General features: G+C 38.6%; 19 protein-coding genes and 1 riboswitch. Of the genes, 14 read left to right on the top strand and 5 right to left on the bottom strand.

Annotation, left to right across the window (positions count from 1 at the left end):
* The first annotated feature begins 10 nt into the window (after nucleotides 1–10).
* A complete protein-coding gene (locus tag PRO_RS08800) occupies nucleotides 11–1,027 on the top strand; it encodes a carbohydrate kinase family protein (RefSeq protein ID WP_011125937.1) in 1,017 nt (338 codons plus the stop codon).
* Here the strand turns inward: PRO_RS08800 and tsaE are convergent.
* The gene (tsaE, locus tag PRO_RS08795; RefSeq protein ID WP_011125936.1) at nucleotides 976–1,482 is read right to left on the bottom strand and encodes a tRNA (adenosine(37)-N6)-threonylcarbamoyltransferase complex ATPase subunit type 1 TsaE; all 507 of its coding nucleotides are present in this window, start codon (nucleotides 1,480–1,482) and stop codon (nucleotides 976–978) included. The genes PRO_RS08800 and tsaE overlap by 52 nt on opposite strands.
* Nucleotides 1,483–1,517: 35 nt before the next feature.
* Here tsaE and ahcY point away from each other — a divergent pair, with 35 nt between their 5' ends.
* Both ahcY and PRO_RS08785 read left to right on the top strand, forming a co-directional pair.
* Nucleotides 1,518–2,948 (top strand): adenosylhomocysteinase, encoded by a 1,431-nt coding sequence (gene ahcY, locus PRO_RS08790; RefSeq protein ID WP_011125935.1) that lies wholly within the window; start codon nucleotides 1,518–1,520, stop codon nucleotides 2,946–2,948.
* Between the two features lie 33 nt (nucleotides 2,949–2,981).
* Nucleotides 2,982–3,638 (top strand): DedA family protein, encoded by a 657-nt coding sequence (locus PRO_RS08785; RefSeq protein ID WP_011125934.1) that lies wholly within the window; start codon nucleotides 2,982–2,984, stop codon nucleotides 3,636–3,638.
* Here PRO_RS08785 and PRO_RS08780 read toward each other — a convergent pair.
* On the bottom strand, nucleotides 3,635–4,024 hold the full coding sequence (locus PRO_RS08780; RefSeq protein WP_011125933.1) for a single-stranded DNA-binding protein: 390 nt from the start codon (nucleotides 4,022–4,024) through the stop codon (nucleotides 3,635–3,637). The genes PRO_RS08785 and PRO_RS08780 overlap by 4 nt on opposite strands.
* 131 nt (nucleotides 4,025–4,155) lie before the next feature.
* On the opposite strand from PRO_RS08780, the gene PRO_RS08775 reads away from it, so the two are divergent.
* The 6 genes from PRO_RS08775 to PRO_RS08750 all read left to right on the top strand — a co-directional run bounded on the left by PRO_RS08775 (nucleotide 4,156) and on the right by PRO_RS08750 (nucleotide 9,401).
* Nucleotides 4,156–5,208, top strand: a complete 1,053-nt coding sequence (locus PRO_RS08775) for a rod shape-determining protein (protein ID WP_011125932.1) — start codon at nucleotides 4,156–4,158, stop codon at nucleotides 5,206–5,208.
* A 4-nt stretch (nucleotides 5,209–5,212) separates the two neighbouring features.
* The gene (gene mreC, locus PRO_RS08770; RefSeq protein ID WP_011125931.1) at nucleotides 5,213–5,959 is read left to right on the top strand and encodes a rod shape-determining protein MreC; all 747 of its coding nucleotides are present in this window, start codon (nucleotides 5,213–5,215) and stop codon (nucleotides 5,957–5,959) included.
* Entirely contained in the window at nucleotides 5,956–6,459 is a 504-nt protein-coding gene (locus PRO_RS08765; RefSeq protein ID WP_011125930.1) for a hypothetical protein, read from the top strand. The genes mreC and PRO_RS08765 overlap by 4 nt, the downstream gene beginning before the upstream one ends.
* A 254-nt stretch (nucleotides 6,460–6,713) precedes the next feature.
* Entirely contained in the window at nucleotides 6,714–7,502 is a 789-nt protein-coding gene (gene rpaB / locus PRO_RS08760; protein ID WP_052039745.1) for a response regulator transcription factor RpaB, read from the top strand.
* A gap of 72 nt (nucleotides 7,503–7,574) precedes the next feature.
* Entirely contained in the window at nucleotides 7,575–9,083 is a 1,509-nt protein-coding gene (lysS, locus tag PRO_RS08755; RefSeq protein ID WP_011125928.1) for a lysine--tRNA ligase, read from the top strand.
* Between the two features lie 54 nt (nucleotides 9,084–9,137).
* Entirely contained in the window at nucleotides 9,138–9,401 is a 264-nt protein-coding gene (locus PRO_RS08750; RefSeq protein WP_011125927.1) for a hypothetical protein, read from the top strand.
* Nucleotides 9,402–9,554: 153 nt separating this feature from the next.
* Here PRO_RS08750 and PRO_RS08745 read toward each other — a convergent pair whose 3' ends face one another.
* Together PRO_RS08745 and smpB are read right to left on the bottom strand one after the other, a co-directional pair.
* Complete coding sequence (locus PRO_RS08745; RefSeq protein ID WP_011125926.1) at nucleotides 9,555–9,785, bottom strand: hercynine metabolism small protein; 231 nt, start codon at nucleotides 9,783–9,785, stop codon at nucleotides 9,555–9,557.
* A gap of 44 nt (nucleotides 9,786–9,829) precedes the next feature.
* On the bottom strand, nucleotides 9,830–10,327 hold the full coding sequence (smpB, locus tag PRO_RS08740) for an SsrA-binding protein SmpB (protein WP_011125925.1): 498 nt from the start codon (nucleotides 10,325–10,327) through the stop codon (nucleotides 9,830–9,832).
* Between the two features lie 50 nt (nucleotides 10,328–10,377).
* Here smpB and ruvB point away from each other — a divergent pair, with 50 nt between their 5' ends.
* From ruvB to thiC, 5 genes are all read left to right on the top strand, one after another.
* Nucleotides 10,378–11,448 (top strand): Holliday junction branch migration DNA helicase RuvB, encoded by a 1,071-nt coding sequence (gene ruvB / locus PRO_RS08735; RefSeq protein ID WP_011125924.1) that lies wholly within the window; start codon nucleotides 10,378–10,380, stop codon nucleotides 11,446–11,448.
* Nucleotides 11,445–12,230, top strand: a complete 786-nt coding sequence (locus tag PRO_RS08730) for a tetratricopeptide repeat protein (RefSeq protein ID WP_011125923.1) — start codon at nucleotides 11,445–11,447, stop codon at nucleotides 12,228–12,230. Before ruvB ends, PRO_RS08730 begins: the two co-directional genes overlap by 4 nt.
* Entirely contained in the window at nucleotides 12,227–13,423 is a 1,197-nt protein-coding gene (locus tag PRO_RS08725) for an amidohydrolase (protein ID WP_011125922.1), read from the top strand. The genes PRO_RS08730 and PRO_RS08725 overlap by 4 nt, the downstream gene beginning before the upstream one ends.
* A gap of 3 nt (nucleotides 13,424–13,426) precedes the next feature.
* Nucleotides 13,427–13,645, top strand: coding sequence for a DUF3188 domain-containing protein (locus PRO_RS08720; protein ID WP_011125921.1), 219 nt, complete (start codon nucleotides 13,427–13,429; stop codon nucleotides 13,643–13,645).
* Nucleotides 13,646–13,696: 51 nt separating this feature from the next.
* Nucleotides 13,697–13,799: riboswitch (TPP riboswitch) on the top strand.
* A 52-nt stretch (nucleotides 13,800–13,851) separates the two neighbouring features.
* Complete coding sequence (gene thiC, locus PRO_RS08715; RefSeq protein WP_036892565.1) at nucleotides 13,852–15,252, top strand: phosphomethylpyrimidine synthase ThiC; 1,401 nt, start codon at nucleotides 13,852–13,854, stop codon at nucleotides 15,250–15,252.
* Nucleotides 15,253–15,278: 26 nt separating this feature from the next.
* Here thiC and tkt read toward each other — a convergent pair whose 3' ends face one another.
* Nucleotides 15,279–17,288: a transketolase gene (gene tkt / locus PRO_RS08710; RefSeq protein ID WP_011125919.1), complete on the bottom strand. Its 2,010-nt coding sequence runs from the start codon at nucleotides 17,286–17,288 to the stop codon at nucleotides 15,279–15,281.
* Nucleotides 17,289–17,335: the final 47 nt, after the last annotated feature.

Raw genomic sequence — 17,335 nt, 5'->3', positions numbered from 1 at the left:
TTTTTTTGAAATGAAGAATCCCAATGTGATTTGTTTTGGAGAAGCTTTAGTAGATCGCTTGGGCCCTCTCGGTGGAGATCCTGCTTCTGATAAGCCTGTTGATGATTGTTTGGGGGGTGCTCCAGCTAATGTTGCTTCTGGACTGGCAAGACTGGGAATAAATGCAGCTTTTGTTGGTTGTTTAGGGAATGATTCTATTGGAAATCAATTTCGTGAATTATTTATGGCGCGAGGAGTAAATTTTGCAGGTTTACAGATACATGAGAGTTTACTATCAAGGATTGTGCTCGTTTATAGAGATCTAAATGGGGAGAGGAGTTTTGGAGGGTTTGCTGGAGATCAATCCAATATCTTTGCTGATCAGTATTTAGATTTGAATGTACATAAGAAGATATTCCCTTCTCTTCTAGATGAAGCAAAGTGGCTATTGCTGGGAACTATTCCATTGGCAGTAGAACACTCCAGAGAAGTAGTGCAATGGACTATTGAACAATCATTAAATAATGGGCTGCAAATTGCATTTGATTTGAATTGGCGCCCTACTTTTTGGGATATCAATATGACTCCTAATAATCCTCCAGACACAAAAACTTGCTCCTTAATTACATCTTTCTTGGAGCATGCATCTTTGATAAAACTTGCAAAAGAAGAAGCAGAATGGTTTTTTAATAGCAAAGATCCTTGGGAAATTTCAAATGCACTTCCAGAAAAGCCAAGTGTAATTGTTACTGATGGTGCTCAACCTATTAATTGGGTCCTTGGAGGATTCTCTGGACAGACGCCAGCTTTGTCTCCACAGAAAGTTGTTGATACCACAGGAGCAGGAGATGCATTTATGGCAGGCCTTATGACTCAGATTATTTCTTTTAGTTCACAACCGAAACTTTTTTCGGAAGCTGAGGCAATGATTCAATTCTCAGCAGGTTGCGGAGCATTGGTTTGTGGAGCACCTGGAGCTATTGAGCCTCAGCCAAGTTACTCCGAAGTGCAAAGTCTATTATCATCTTTTTTGAATGACAGAAGTTGAATTTTTCTGCCACCATTTGGTAAATATTGGATTTGCATTTTGCAAGCGTCATTAATTTCAATTTTTAATCTTGATGGCCACTCAATAACCATTAGACCGTTCAAGTTATTGGCTATCTCTTCTTCTTGAAAAAATAACTCATTGGCTGCAATAGGATTTCCTAATCTATAAAGATCCAAATGAATTAATGCTCTTTCTCCCATTAGATAGTGATGCGCCAAAGCAAAAGTGGGACTTGTAATTGGTTCTGATATGCAAAGCCCTATGCCTAAACCTTTTACCAAGGATGTTTTTCCTGCGCCAAGAGGACCGTCCAATAAAAGTATTTGTGTATTACTTAGGGCTTTGACTAAACATTCGCCAAATTGAATTGTGGCGTCATGATTGTTAAGGATCCAACTTGATTCGTTAGAGTTACCTTGGATTGTCCTAGGAACACTTATTTGATCAAACACGTTCCTTCTTGTTTTCCTTTATTTAATAACTAATTATGGTTACAGCAGCAGCATCGACTTCACAAGTAGTTGGAGATTCAGATTTTGTAGTTGCAGACATAACGCTTGCAGATTTTGGTCGTAAAGAGCTTGCAATAGCTGAAAAAGAGATGCCTGGATTAATGTCTCTTAGAGACAAGTATGGCCAAGAAAAGCCATTGCAAGGTGCTCGAATCGCTGGAAGTCTTCATATGACTATTCAGACAGGAGTCCTTATAGAGACTTTGGTTGCTTTAGGAGCGCAGGTTCGTTGGGCATCATGCAATATTTTTTCTACACAAGATCATGCTGCTGCTGCAATTGCTAAAGCGGGAGTTCCTGTTTTTGCCAAGAAAGGGGAAACACTTTCTGAATATTGGTCTTTTACTCATAGCATTCTTGAATGGAGTGGCGAACAAGGTCCAAATATGATTTTGGATGACGGTGGCGATGCAACAGGTTTAGTAATACTTGGAAGTAAAGCTGAAAAAGATATTTCAGTATTAGATAATCCTTCTAATGAAGAAGAGATTGCTTTATATGCCTCAATTAAGTCCAAATTATCAACAGATAAATCTTTTTATTCTCGGATCAAAAAAATAATTCTCGGAGTTACAGAAGAAACTACAACGGGTGTTGCACGTTTATATCAGATGCAAAAAAATGGTGAACTGCCTTTCCCAGCAATTAATGTTAATGATTCTGTGACCAAGAGTAAGTTCGATAATCTGTATGGTTGTCGAGAATCACTAGTAGATGGGATTAAGCGAGCTACTGATGTAATGGTTGCAGGAAAAGTAGCCTTAGTAATTGGCTATGGAGATGTAGGTAAAGGATCTGCTCAGTCATTACGAGGTCTTGGTGCAACAGTAATGATTGCAGAAATTGATCCAATTTGTGCACTTCAAGCAGCAATGGAAGGCTATCGAGTAGTTCGATTAGATGATGTAGTAGAGGAGATTGATATTTTTGTTACTGCTACAGGTAATTTTCAAGTTATTTGTCATGACCATCTTATTCGTATGAAAGATGAGGCTATTGTTTCTAACATAGGACATTTTGATAATGAAATTGATGTAGCTTCTTTAAAGTCATATCAATGGGAAAATATTAAACCTCAGGTGGACCATATCACTTTGCCTAGTGGTAATAAGATTATACTTTTAGCAGAAGGTCGCTTAGTGAATTTGGGATGTGCTACTGGTCATCCAAGCTTTGTAATGAGCAATTCCTTTACTAACCAAGTACTTGCACAAATAGAGTTATTTAAAAAGGGTGATTCTTATCAGAATAATGTTTATGTATTGCCTAAACATCTTGATGAAATGGTTGCGCGCCTTCATTTGGATAAAATTGGGGCTAATTTAACTGAGTTAAGTAAAGAGCAGGCAGATTATATTAATGTTCCTATTGAAGGACCTTATAAATCTGAGCAATATAGATATTAATAAGATTAAAAAGTTTTTTATAGAGATAAAACAATGAATATTGCAGAGTTTCTAACTTCATTGCCTGATCTTATTGGAGCTGCAGTTGAATCTAATCAATGGTTTGGTTATGGAGCAATTTTGATAGCAATGTTTTTAGAGAATTTGTTTCCTCCGATTCCTTCGGAAATAATTATGCCTCTAGGTGGTTTTTATGTATATCAAGGACAATTGCATTTTCTTCCAGTAGTCTTTGCAGGTTTGATTGGAACTCTGTTGGGTGCACTGCCATGGTATGGAATAGGCAGATTGGTTAATGAAGAGAAGTTGGAAAATTGGCTTCGAAAATATGGCAATTATTTTGGTATAAGTCCTATTGAACTTCAAAGAAGTAGAAGTTGGTTTGATAGACATGGCAATGCATTAGTTTTCTGGGGAAGGCTAGTACCTGGAATTAGAACATTAATTTCTGTTCCTGCTGGAATTGAGTTAATGCCTTTTCTACCTTTCATTATTTGGACAGCTGCTGGAAGTCTGGTTTGGACAATTTTGTTAACTGTTGCTGGAATATTTTTAGGAGAAAGTTATAGCAATGTAGAAGTATGGTTGGAACCTATTTCAGGAAGTATTAAGGTCCTACTATTATTTACAGCATTGTCTTTGGTTGTTTGGGTATTGATACGTAGGATTTTTACTAAAAAGAAAAATTAGAATGGAATATCATTAGGATTTTGTTGATTTATATGAGATTGATTGTTTGACACTCCGTTGTTAAAAGAATCTTTTTTGCTACCCAATAATTCAAGTCGGTCTACTCTAATTACAGGCTTGGATTTATTCTCTCCTGTATTTTTGTCTTTCCATTGATCTTGCTTAAAGCTTCCAGTTATTCCCAATAAAGATCCTTTCTTTACGTAATCTGCTGCTACTTGTGCTTGCTTTCCCCAAATTTCGAGATTAAACCAATCAGGTTCTTCATTACGACTTCGTCTATTTACTGCAATTGTAAAATTTGCAACTATGGTACCTGATTCGAAATATCTGACTTCAGGATCTCTGCCGGCTCTTCCAACTAGATTAATAGAATTAATGGTCACTATCTAATTTTTTTAGAAAACATCGAATTAACTATAGCTGGATTTATTTGCCATGTTTTAGAAAAGAAATACTTATGTTTTTTCTAGATAGTTTTACTAGTGTAAGTTACTAGTCACAAATACAAACAATCGTGTTTTTAAGACGTTTCAGACTTTCTCGTGATATTGGTATTGATCTTGGCACAGCCAACACATTGATTTATGTCCAGGGTAAAGGAATAGTTTTAGAAGAACCTTCTGTAGTGGCAATGGATTTAGAAGAAGGTGAACCACTAGCCGTTGGAGACGATGCAAAGATGATGCTTGGGCGTACTCCTGGAAACATTAGAGCAGTTAGACCTTTACGAGATGGAGTAATTGCTGATTTTGATGCTGCTGAGCAAATGTTGAAAACATTTATTCAAAAGTGTAATGAAGGTCGTGGAATTATTGCTCCTAGGTTAGTCGTTGGAATCCCAAGTGGTGTAACTAGTGTGGAGCGTCGTGCGGTTCGAGAGGCTGGTTTAGCTGGAGCTAGGGAAGTTCATTTGATTGACGAACCTGTAGCTGCTGCTATCGGGGCACATCTTCCAGTGACCGAAGCAATAGGAACAATGATTGTTGATATTGGTGGTGGTACAACAGAGGTAGCAGTCCTTAGCTTGGGAGGCACTGTTTTGAGTGAATCTGTTCGAGTTGCTGGAGATGAAATTAATGATTCAATCGGTGTTTATTTAAAGAAGGTGCATAATCTTGTTGTTGGGGAGAGGACAGCCGAAGAAATCAAAATTCGTATTGGATCTGCTTTCCCAAATAATGATTTTGATATGCAATCAATGGATGTTCGTGGTCTGCATTTGTTATCTGGATTGCCTCGTTCAATTACTTTGCAGGCAGGTGATATTAGAGAAGCCATGGCTGAGCCTTTAAATAAAATTGTTGATGCAGTCAAAAGAGTTTTAGAACGGACTCCTCCTGAATTAGCAGCAGATATTGTTGATAGAGGAATTATGCTTGCAGGCGGTGGAGCATTAGTTAGAGGAATCAGTGATCTTGTCAGCCATGAAACCGGCATCTTTACTCATGTGGCTGAAGAGCCACTGCTATGTGTGGTAAATGGGTGTGGCCAAGTTCTCGACAATTTCAAGCGATTGCGACGGGTAGTTGATACACCTGAATTTGCTAGAAATGCTGTAAGGGATTAATTCTATGATTAACCCTCGACGAAAGGCTGCTTTTCGTTGGTGGTATAAAAGGAATTTGTGGTATGGGTTTGCTTTTACTTTATTTCTTATATTTGTTCGATTAACTAAGGGGGCATTTTTATTAGATTCTTTTGCATTTATTTCTAGACCTTTTTGGCCTGGAACAGCTCAGAAAGAATGGATAACCAATGGGATTAATCTTGAACAACAAATAAGATTGGATTTATTAGAAAAGGATAATCAACGTTTGAGAACATTATTAGATTTAAAGAATTCATCTAATAAAGATATTATCTCTGCGGCTGTTATTTCTAGAAGGTCTAGAGACTTTTGGCAGCAATTGGAGCTTAATAAAGGGTCTAATCATTCTATACAAAGAGGGGATGCAGTGATGGGACCTGGTGGCCTTTTAGGGATTATTCAGAGTGTTACTCCTACTACCTCCCGAACACGTCTGCTTACAGACCCTGGTTCTAAATTAGGGGTATGGATAGAAAATAAAAAGGTTCATGGTGTGTTAGTGGGAATTGGTACTAATCGCCCTCAATTAAATTTTTTGGAAAAAGTTCCTAATGCAAAAGTTGGAGATATTATTAGTACTTCGCCTGCCAGCACATTAGTTCCACCAAATCTTCCAGTAGCAGTGATTCAGCTAATCAATAGCGATAATTTACCTTCACCATATGCTGTTGTTCAGTTAATTGCCTCACCAGAAGCTATTGATTGGGTTCAAATCCTAAGGTTTAAATGAGGAAAGAGCAGAAAAAAACTATTTATAAGTTTTTAGTTTTATTAGTGCCGTTGTTGATACTTTCTTCTCCCTCTTGGTTAATGCTTGGTGGAGTAGGAGCAAGATGGGCTCAATTATGGTTATTACCTTGGGCGCTTATTGAAGGACCTTTAGCAGGTCTTTTTGCGGGCTTTTGTTTAGGTACTATTCTAGATACCATTAATCTTGACGGATCTTCTCAAATTCCTGCATTGATGCTACTAGGTTTTTGGTGGGGGCGACTTGGTACTAAAAGTCAATATTTTGATAAGACCTTTACCCTTGGCTTGCTCGCTTGGATTGGTTCCATAATTAGTGATGTAAGTATTTGGGCTCAGAAAATATTTTTTGTGGATGGAAATTTTTTAATTTTTAATGCTTGGTCTTTTTATACTTTGTTGGCTGGATCTATTGTTACAGGGTTAATTGCTCCATTGCTTTGTTCATTTACCATGAGGACTTTTTTTCGAGGAAAGATTTAATTGAATTAATTAGCTGAATTTTTTTCAAATTTCTTTAGCAAAAAAAGACGTTTTATTATTGAATATTTATTTATAAAGCATAGTGTTTAAATAGCTTTAGGAATTATTTACACATATAAAATTATCCAAACATATTAAACACTTAGAAAAACTAATTTTTGCGCAGCTGGTGAAATGTCTTTGGTTTTGGTACGAGAAAGGTTATAGTTGCACTGCTTGATGAGGCAATGCTCATGTATGAAGAAGGTTCATCCATGCTTGAGAAGAGCAATGATGGGCCCGGTTCAAAACCTGCCTCTCTCCCTTCTGCCACAATTTTAGTTGTTGATGATGAACCAGCAGTTTTAAAAGTCTTGGTTACCAGGCTTGAGTTAGCAGGCTATAAAGTTGTTTCAGCTTCAGATGGTGAAGAGGCTTTAGATGTTTTTCATAGGGAAATTCCTGATCTTGTCGTTCTTGATGTAATGCTTCCTAAGCTTGATGGCTTTGCTGTATGTAGGAGATTGCGAGCTGAATCAATTGTCCCGATTATTTTTCTTAGTGCTCTTGAAGCAATATCTGAGCGAGTAGCGGGACTTGACTTGGGTGCTGATGATTATTTATCTAAACCGTTTAGTCCAAAAGAGCTTGAAGCACGTATAGCCACAATATTGCGTAGAATGGGTCCTGGCGCGTCTGTAGCTGAACCTAGAGAGATTCCTGCTGGGCAAGGTGTGATGAAACTAGGTGAATTAGTTGTGGATACAAATCGTCGTCAGGTTAGTCGCGGTGGAGAAAGGATTGGTTTAACTTACACAGAGTTTAGTTTGCTTGAATTACTGTTTCGTGACCCTGGGAAAGTAGTTCCTAGAGCAGAGATACTTGAGCAGCTATGGGGATATCCTCCTAGGCGTGCTGCTGACTTAAGAGTTGTTGACGTTTATGTAGCACGTTTGCGAGGCAAGCTTGAGCCAGATCCTCGTAATCCGGAGTTAATTCTTACTGTAAGAGGCATAGGTTATTCATCTCAGAGGTTGAATGAGTTTCCTCCTGTTAGCTCTTAAATACAAAAAAATACTTTTTTTTGTTTCTTGCTCTATATAGGCTCAAGGTAACTTCCTTGGTTTATTTTTCCTTTGTCTGACCTAAGAGAAACTCGTTTAGAAAAAGCTGCTTCCTTGCGGAAAGTTGGTAAAGACCCCTATGCGCTTAATTTTCATCCAACTCATAAAACTGCTGAATTACAGTCTGATCATAAAGATTTGCCTAATGGCCAAGATAGAGAAATAAAAGTTGCAGTTGCAGGAAGAGTTCTTTCGCGTCGTGTTATGGGAAAACTGGCTTTCTTTACTTTGTTAGATGAAAGTGGTTCTATTCAGCTTTTTTTAGAGAAAGCTACTCTCGAAGAATTTGATACTTCTGAAAATCAAGTAAGTTCTTTTAAGCAAATTACCGATTTTGTTGATGCAGGAGATTGGTTAGGAGTAAATGGAATCTTGAGAAGAACAGATCGTGGTGAGTTGTCAATAAAAGTTCATTCTTGGAAGATTTTGTGCAAATCTCTTCAGCCACTCCCAGATAAGTGGCATGGTCTTGCAGATATCGAAAAGCGATATAGACAGAGATATCTTGATTTAGTTGTTAATCCAGATTCACGTAAGACTTTTAGGAGAAGGGCTTTAACAGTTAGCGCTATACGGCGATGGTTAGATGAAAGGAGTTTCTTAGAGATTGAGACCCCAGTTCTTCAGTCAGCAGCTGGAGGTGCTGATGCAAGACCTTTTATTACGCATCACAACACTTTTGACATACCTCTTTTTCTGCGTATTGCTACTGAACTTCATTTGAAAAGACTTGTTGTTGGTGGATTTGAGCGAGTTTATGAACTTGGCCGCATTTTTAGGAATGAAGGTATTAGTACTAGACATAACCCTGAATTCACCTCTGTTGAGATCTATCAAGCGTTTGCAGATTACAACCAGATGATGGATTTAACTGAGGAACTTATTTCATCAGTATGTATTGAGATCTGTGGCTCTACAAAAATCTCGTATCAGGATGTAAGCCTTGATCTCACTCCCCCTTGGAGGAGGGTGACAATGCAGGAGTTAGTTCTTGAGGCTACTGGTATAGATTTTGACAACTTTGATGGCGATCAAGAAAAAGCATCCTCTGAAATGATCAATCTTGGATTGGAAGTCCCTTCGACTGCAGATAGTGTAGGAAGATTAATGAATGAGGCTTTTGAACAAAAAGTAGAACCAAATCTTATTCAACCTACTTTTGTAATTGATTATCCGATTGACATTTCACCTTTGGCAAGAAAACATCGTTGTAAGGAAGACATGGTTGAGAGATTTGAATTATTTATTGCAGGCCGTGAAACAGCTAATGCTTTTAGTGAACTTATTGATCCAATTGATCAAAGAGAACGTCTTTTGGCGCAACAGATTCGCAAAAATGAGGGTGATATAGAAGCCCATTCATTAGATGAAGATTTTCTTAATGCATTGGAAGTTGGAATGCCCCCCACAGGCGGACTTGGCATAGGAATCGATAGGCTGGTCATGCTCTTAACTGATAGTCCATCAATACGAGATGTGATTGCTTTTCCACTGCTTCGCCCAGATTCCGGTTCTCAGTAATTCTAAAGGGGACCATCAAAGTGGATAATAGAGCCAGTATGAAGTCGTCTAGGGATGAGCGGAGAGCGCGTTGGTTTCAGGTTTAAGCACACCGATGCTGTGGTTAAGCGCAATCCTCAGGGCCGTTCCAGGCGAGGTTGGGTTATGGAACCTGTAGAACAGACCACAAGTCGTGGGACGAAAATGCCTGCATATCGCATTAGATGGAGGGATAGTGAGAGGCCCGAAATTGTTTTGCAACATATGTTGATTGCAGATCCTGACCCAACTCCTCCTCCTGAAAATGTAAGCCTTGAGCCTCCTAATTCTCAGAAATAGCCTCAATATTTTCTAAGAATTTCTAATTTTCTTCTTATTGGAATGCTCTCAAAGAGATATATTTTTTTATCGATTCTCGAAAACTATTGCTTTGTAAGCATTCCCTGACATATTGACATTGCATTTTTAGGGTAGGAGTTCCAGGCTTGCAATTCATTTTTCATTAGCAGCTTTAGTGATTATGGGTTTCTCTATCTCCTTTTCTAATTCGCTTATAGCTGCTTGACGAGATAAGAGGAAAGCTTTCGATAGCTTTGCGACAGACCCTTCTTCAAGTTCCATATTACTAATTTCATCAAAAGCATTTTTATAGACTTTCTCTAACTCTTCAATAAGCTTTTCTCTTTGAAACTTAATTGCAACTCTTTTGTCTTCTTTTCTCATTATTTAGGTAATGAATTTCTTTTGTAGAACATATTAATAGTGAGTTAATAGCGAGCAAGAGCAGATTTTACTTCTCTTTCAGATTGCTTCCTTTTTTCATTTTCTCTTTTGTCATGAAGCTTGCGCCCTTTGCCCAGGCCTATTGTTATTTTTATCCATGACCCTTTAAGGAATATATTCAGTGGAACAAGTGTTAATCCTTTTCTATTGACTTGAGTTTCTAATTTATTTATTTCTTTGCGATGGGCTAATAATTTTCTAACCCTTAATGGCTCATGATTAAAAAAACTTCCAGCATTATTAAACGGAGATATATGAACATTATGTAATAAAAGACTGCCTTCACGAATAAGACAGAAACCGTCTCTCAAATTGACATTTCCTGCTCTTATGGATTTGACTTCTGTTCCTAAAAGTTCAATTCCCGCTTCTATATCTTCTAAAATTTCATATTGATGTCTTGCATATCGATTTTCTGCTAAGCGCCTATTGGACTTAGCTTTAGATAGTTTGGACTTCTTGTTATTCCGCGCTTTAGACATTTTTTATCATTACTCTTTTGAGAGTACACAACTGTCCTTATCCTTCCAGTATGGCAATTGTGTCCTCTGGTTTTGAGAAACATTCTTCTAGCAACCTTAGTCGGAAGACAAGGCTGCTAGATCCAACTCCTTCATTAGAGGAAGGAAAAGTAAGGAAGGAAGATTCATTAAGACCGAAATGTTGGGATGAATTTATTGGTCAATCTGCGTTAAAAGAAGTTCTTGGGATTTCGGTTAAAGCGGCATTATCTAGAAAAGAAGCTTTAGATCATGTTTTGCTTTATGGGCCGCCAGGCTTAGGTAAAACTACAATGGCTTTAGTCTTAGGAAATGAGCTTGGTGTTAAATGTCGTATTACTAGTGCACCCGCTTTAGAAAGACCGCGTGACATTATTGGTTTGTTGTTAAATTTGGAACCTAACGAATTATTGTTTGTTGATGAAATTCATAGATTAAGCAAGGTTGCAGAAGAGCTTTTGTATCCTGCTTTAGAAGACTTTCGTATTGATTTGACAGTTGGGAAAGGTACAACTGCAAGGACTCGGGAGATTAATCTTCCTCGTTTTACTTTAGTAGGAGCGACAACTAAACCAGCATCAATAAGTTCTCCTCTGCGAGATCGATTTGGCATCACGCAACGATTAAATTTTTATAGCATTTCTGATCTAAACAGGATTATTCAAAGGGCAGCAGATCTCTTTGGATTGTCCTTAACTGGTGACGCTGGTTTGGAGATAGCCCGTCGCTGTAGAGGTACACCACGTATTGCCAATCGTTTGCTGCGTAGAGTTAGAGATTATGCAACTGTTCAAAATCAATTAAAACTAGTAGATAAATCTTTGGTCGATAAATCCTTAACTTTGCATCAGGTTGATGAGTGTGGTTTAGATCAATCAGATAGACGCTTCTTGCTATTTATTATTGATGTACACAATGGCGGTCCTGTGGGATTAGATACTCTTGCAGCTGCTTTAGGAGAAGAGGCAGCAACCTTGGAATCTGTAGTGGAACCATTCCTTTTGCAGATTGGTTTCCTTAAAAGAACCTCTCGGGGAAGAGTCATTACTCAAGCAGCTCTTGAACATCTCAATTCTTGTAAGAATTCACCAATCATTAAATGAAAAAATACTTGCTCATTTTAGTTTTTGTTTGGGTCTTCTTGTCTTTAGTCTCCCCTGTAGATGCTGTCAATAAGAGTTCGATACCACCACTGTTTAAAAAGGCTTTGAATGAAAGTAGAGAGGGAAATTTTCTTCAAGCTCTAAAGACTTGGGATGAATTTTTGGTTTCATTTCCTGATGATGCTGTTGCCATAAGCAATCGCGGTAATGTTCGACTTGCTTTGGGCGACGCTGAAGGTGCAATTCTTGATCAAACGCGAGCAGTAGAACTTTTACCTTTGGCGATTGATCCTCATGTAAATCGAGGTATTGCAGAAGAATCTATAGGTGAATTGAAAAAAGCAATCGATGATTACAAATGGGTTCTTGAAAAGGAGCCCCAAAATGCTTTGGCTTTATATAATTTGGGAAATGTAAGGGGTTCTCAGGGTGATTGGTTGGAGGCAAAAATTTTATTTAATAAAGCATCTTTTGCAAGTCCTAGTTTAGTGATGGCTAGATCTAGTCGGGCTTTGGCTTGTTATCAATTAAGGGAATTTGATGAGGCAGAAAAAGAGCTTCGCTTATTAATTAAGAAATACCCAATGTTTGCTGATGGACGAGCTGCTCTGAGTGCTCTTTTGTGGAGAGAAGGCTTCTCAGGTGAAGCGGAAAGCCATTGGGCAGCAGCAGCTGGTTTAGATAGTAGATATAGTCAAGCAGATTGGCTCTTGAATGTACGTCGTTGGCCTCCTCAGCCAATTGAGGATCTTATGGCATTTTTGAACTTGGAGACAATATGACTATTTTTCAAGAACCTATATTGAGTCTAAAATCTTTTTTGCCTGAGCTTATTGAACTTCGGAGGTATTTACATGCTCATCCTGAATTGAGTGGTCATGAGCATCAGACAGCTGCTTTGATTGCAGGAGAATTAAGAAAGTATGGATGGATTGTTAAAGAATCAGTAGGAAGAACAGGCTTGATTGCAGAGCTAGGAAATTGTGATGGCCCTTTAGTTGGCTTTAGAGTAGACATGGATGCATTGCCTGTGGAAGAAAAAACAGGTCTTTCATTTGCATCATTAAGACAAGGTGTTATGCATGCTTGTGGGCATGATATACATATTTGCATTGGTATTGGTCTCGCAAGACTTCTAGCAGAACATAATCAGCTTGAGTTAACAGGAATACGATTATTATTTCAGCCTGCTGAAGAAATTGCTTCTGGTGCCAGGTGGATGAAGGAAGATGGAGCCACAAAAGGGCTAGACGCTCTTTTTGGTGTGCATGTTTACCCTGAACTGCCAAGTGGTCACATTGGTGTTAGAGATGGTACTTTAACTGCAGCAGCAGGCAAATTAGAGATAGAGATTATTGGTGATGGTGGTCATGGAGCTAGACCTCATCAAACTGTGGATTCAATTTGGATAGCGGCAAAAATCATTAGTGGTATTCAAGAAGCTATTAGTAGACAGCTGGATGCACTTTTACCGGTGGTAATTAGTTTTGGACAAATTGAAGGTGGTAAAGCGTTTAATGTCATTGCAGATCGAGTAAAGCTGCTGGGCACTGTTCGTTGTTTGGACGCACATCTAAACGATCAATTGCCTCATTGGCTTGAAACTACAATTAAAGGTATTGCTACTAGTTGTGGCGCAGAGGTTGTCATTACTTATACACCTATAGCTCCTCCAGTTTTTAATGATCCTAAGTTGACTGCTCTATTAGAGAATTGTGCTCAATCTTTAATTGGTAATGAAAAAGTTAAACGATTGGACTCCCCTTCTTTAGGTGCAGAAGATTTTGCAGAGTTTCTAGATGATGTGCCTGGAACAATGTTTCGCTTAGGAGTAGCTCCTCCTGAAGGATGTGCTCCTCTCCACAATGGTTCTTTTGCACCTGATGAGAATAGTATTGAGATTGGCATTAATATTATTTTTCATACTCTTATGCATTGGATGAAACAGCAGCAAAACGTTTCTCTAGAGCAATAATTTATGAAGGGATCTGGAAAACTCTCTTTATCGCTTGCTGCTCCATGTTTGGTGCTTATTGCAATGATTGCTTTTTTCCATCGAAAAGATAACGATAAAGTACAAGCATTACCAGCTTTTTTTACAGGTCTAGGGGTGATTTGTTCTAGTGCTATTGGTAGGAATTTGCGTAGAAAACGATTATTGAATGAGGTTCTTCAAAGAAAAAATAATTTGAATTAATAATTTGAGTTTAAATATAAAGTCCTATTCCCAGAAATGTGGCTACCTTACAAATATCACTAGGGGTGCCTACAAGCTATTGCTTTTGGCTGAGATCACACCCTCTGAACCTGATTCGGTTTATACCGTCGAAGGAAAGTGAAAGAGAGTGATCGAGATCAATGCTTGCCTGAATACTCCCTAGGCTATCTATAGTTTTTGTGATTATGCGTACTTCATGGGTTGCTTCACGTAAAGGTCAAAGCAATGTTTCTCAAATGTATTTTGCTCGTAGGGAAGTGATAACAGAAGAAATGTCTTTTGTTGCTAAGAAGGAGAATCTTCCAGAGTCTTTAATTATGGAAGAGGTTGCTAGAGGGAGAATGATAATACCTGCGAATATTAATCACCTCAATTTGGAGCCTATGGCAATAGGTATTGCTTCTAGTTGCAAAGTTAACGCAAATATAGGTGCTTCTCCTAATGCCAGCGATGTAAATGAAGAATTAAAGAAGCTTCATCTTGCAGTTAAGTATGGTGCAGATACTGTGATGGATCTCTCTACAGGTGGAGTAAATCTTGATGAGGTTCGCACAGCAATAATTCAGGCATCTCCTGTTCCTATAGGGACAGTCCCTGTGTATCAAGCATTAGAAAGTGTCCATGGCTCTATTGAGAAATTATCAGAAGAGGATTTTTTACACATAATCGAAAAACATTGTCAACAAGGGGTTGATTATCAGACAATTCATGCTGGTTTACTTATTGAGCATTTACCAAAAGTAAAAGGAAGGTTGACTGGGATTGTTAGTCGCGGAGGTGGGATTCTCGCTCAATGGATGCTTTATCACCATAAGCAGAATCCTCTTTTTACTCGCTTTGATGATATTTGTGAGATTTTCAAGCGTTATGACTGCAGCTTTTCTCTAGGGGATTCACTCCGTCCAGGGTGTTTGCATGATGCATCAGACGAGGCTCAATTGGCTGAGTTGAAAACTTTGGGTGAGCTTACGCAACGAGCTTGGAAACATGATGTGCAAGTTATGGTTGAAGGCCCAGGTCATGTTCCTATGGATCAGATTGAGTTCAATGTTCGTAAGCAGATGGAAGATTGCTTAGAAGCTCCTTTTTATGTTTTAGGACCCTTGGTTACTGATATAGCTCCTGGATATGATCATATTACGAGTGCTATAGGAGCTGCTATGGCTGGTTGGTATGGGACAGCAATGCTTTGCTATGTAACTCCTAAAGAACATTTGGGTTTACCTAATCCTGAGGATGTTCGTGAAGGATTAATTGCTTATAAGATTGCTGCTCATGCAGCAGATATCGCAAGACATCGTTCTGGAGCAAGAGATAGGGATGATGAGTTAAGTAGAGCTAGATATGCATTTGATTGGAATAAACAATTTGAATTATCTCTTGACCCTGAAAGAGCACGTGAATATCACGATGAAACTCTTCCAGCAGATATTTATAAACAAGCTGAATTTTGTTCAATGTGTGGACCTAAGCATTGTCCAATGCAAACTAAGATTACAGATAAAGACTTAGAAAACTTAGAGAGTATTCTTTCTTCTAAAGGTGCAAAAGAAATCAATACTATGAAATTAGACAAAGAAGTTTAATTACCTAAACTTCTTTGTCTAATTTTTTAGTTAAGAAGTTTCTTTGCTTTATTGATAACATTTTCAACTGTAAACCCAAATTTTTCCATACATGTTCCTCCGGGTGCAGATGCGCCGAAACTATTCATAGTAACGCTGTCTCCATCAAGGCCTATATATTTATGCCATCCGAATGACAGTGCAGCTTCTACAACTAACCTTTTTCTAACAAGAGGAGGTAAAACCTCTTCTTTGTATGATGCGCTTTGCTCTTCAAAAAGTTCCATACAAGGCATTGAAACAACTCTAATTTTTTTACCTTGATTTGTTAGCTCTTGAGCAGCTTCAATACATAGATTTAATTCGGAACCTGTACCAATCAAAATGAGATCTGGTGTGCCTACACAATCCTCAATAACGTATCCTCCTAATGCAACTTTTTTACTTGATGAATTTGCTTGATTAGGCATGCCTTGTCTGCTGAGACAAAGAGAACTAGGACGTTTGCGATTTTCTATTGCAAGTTTATAGCTTCCAGAAGTTTCATTGCCATCTCCTGGTCTAAAAACAAGCATATTTGGTATTGCTCGTAGAGAAGGAATAGTTTCAATGGGTTGATGAGTAGGACCATCCTCTCCAACACCAATGGAGTCATGAGTCAATACGTAGATAACGCCAAGTTCACTGAGAGCAGATAATCGCATCGACCCTCTCATGTAATCAGCGAAAACGAGGAAAGTTCCTCCATAGGGTATTAATCCACTGTTGTGATAAGCAATTCCATTCAGTATTGCTGCCATCGCATGTTCTCTGACACCAAAGTGAAGGTAACGTTTCTCAGGTGTTTCAGGCTGGAAAGAACCACTTTCACCCTTGATGTCTGTGTAATTTGAGTGAGTTAAATCAGCAGAACCACCAATTAGTTCAGGAAGATTGGGACCAATTGCACCTAGACATATTTGAGAATGTTTTCGAGTTGCTAGTCCATTGTCTTTAGGGGTGTATGAAGGTAAGTCTTTATCCCAGTCTGAAGGGAGTTCACCTCTTAACATTCTTTCGAATTCTTCAGCTTCATTAGAATATTTTTTTCGATAATTATCTAACAATTGATTCCATTCTTTTTCTAAGCTCTCGCCACGCACTATTGCTTTTTGATATTGCTGATAAACCTCATTAGGAATTTCAAAGGGTTCATATGGCCAATCCAATGATTTCCTAGTCAGTTCAGCCTCTTCCTCGCCTAGAGGCGCACCATGAACTCCTGCGGTATCACTTTTGTTAGGAGATCCAAAACCAATTGTTGTTGTAACTTTGATAATGGATGGTTTGTCAGAAATTGCTTTTGCTGACTCAATTGCTTTGGCAATTGCATCTACATCAGTATTACCTTCTTGAACATGTTGAACATGCCATCCATAGGATTCATAGCGTTTTAGTACATCCTCTGTGAATGAAACATCAGTTCGACCATCAATTGTTATGTGATTGTCGTCATATAACGCAATTAATTTACCTAACTTGAGATGGCCTGCAAGAGAGCAAGCTTCTGATGCAACTCCCTCTTGATTGCATCCATCTCCCATTATCACGTATGTGAAGTGATCAACGATTTTGGCATCTGCTTTATTGAATTTGGCAGCAAGATGGGCTTCTGCTATTGCAAGGCCTACTGCGTTTGATATGCCTGCTCCCAATGGCCCCGCGGTTACTTCTACACCAGCAGTTTCAAATGTTTCAGGGTGACCAGGAGTTCTTGCACCCCATTGACGAAATTGTTTTATATCATCGATCGTGACTGAGTCATAGCCAGTTAAATGCAACAGTGCATATAAAAGCATGCACCCATGACCTGCAGAAAGAACAAAACGGTCTCGATTGAACCACTTAGGATTTTTAGGATTATGTCTGAGAAATTTGTCCCATAGGGTATACCCCATAGGTGCACATCCCATAGGCAGGCCAGGATGCCCACTTTTGGATTTATTTACTGCATCTACAGCGAGCATTCTTATGCTGTTAATGCAGAGCGATTCAAGAGAAACAGGCGCAGCGACCATTTTGTTAGTTGGTGATTGAAAGATTCTGACTGATTAAGTGTTTGGGT

The sequence above is a fragment of the Prochlorococcus marinus subsp. marinus str. CCMP1375 genome (genome assembly GCF_000007925.1).
Taxonomy (GTDB): Bacteria; Cyanobacteriota; Cyanobacteriia; order PCC-6307; family Cyanobiaceae; genus Prochlorococcus_E; species Prochlorococcus_E marinus.
Note: the sequence above shows the minus strand (reverse complement) of the source record. Positions and strands in the feature narration are given on the sequence as shown.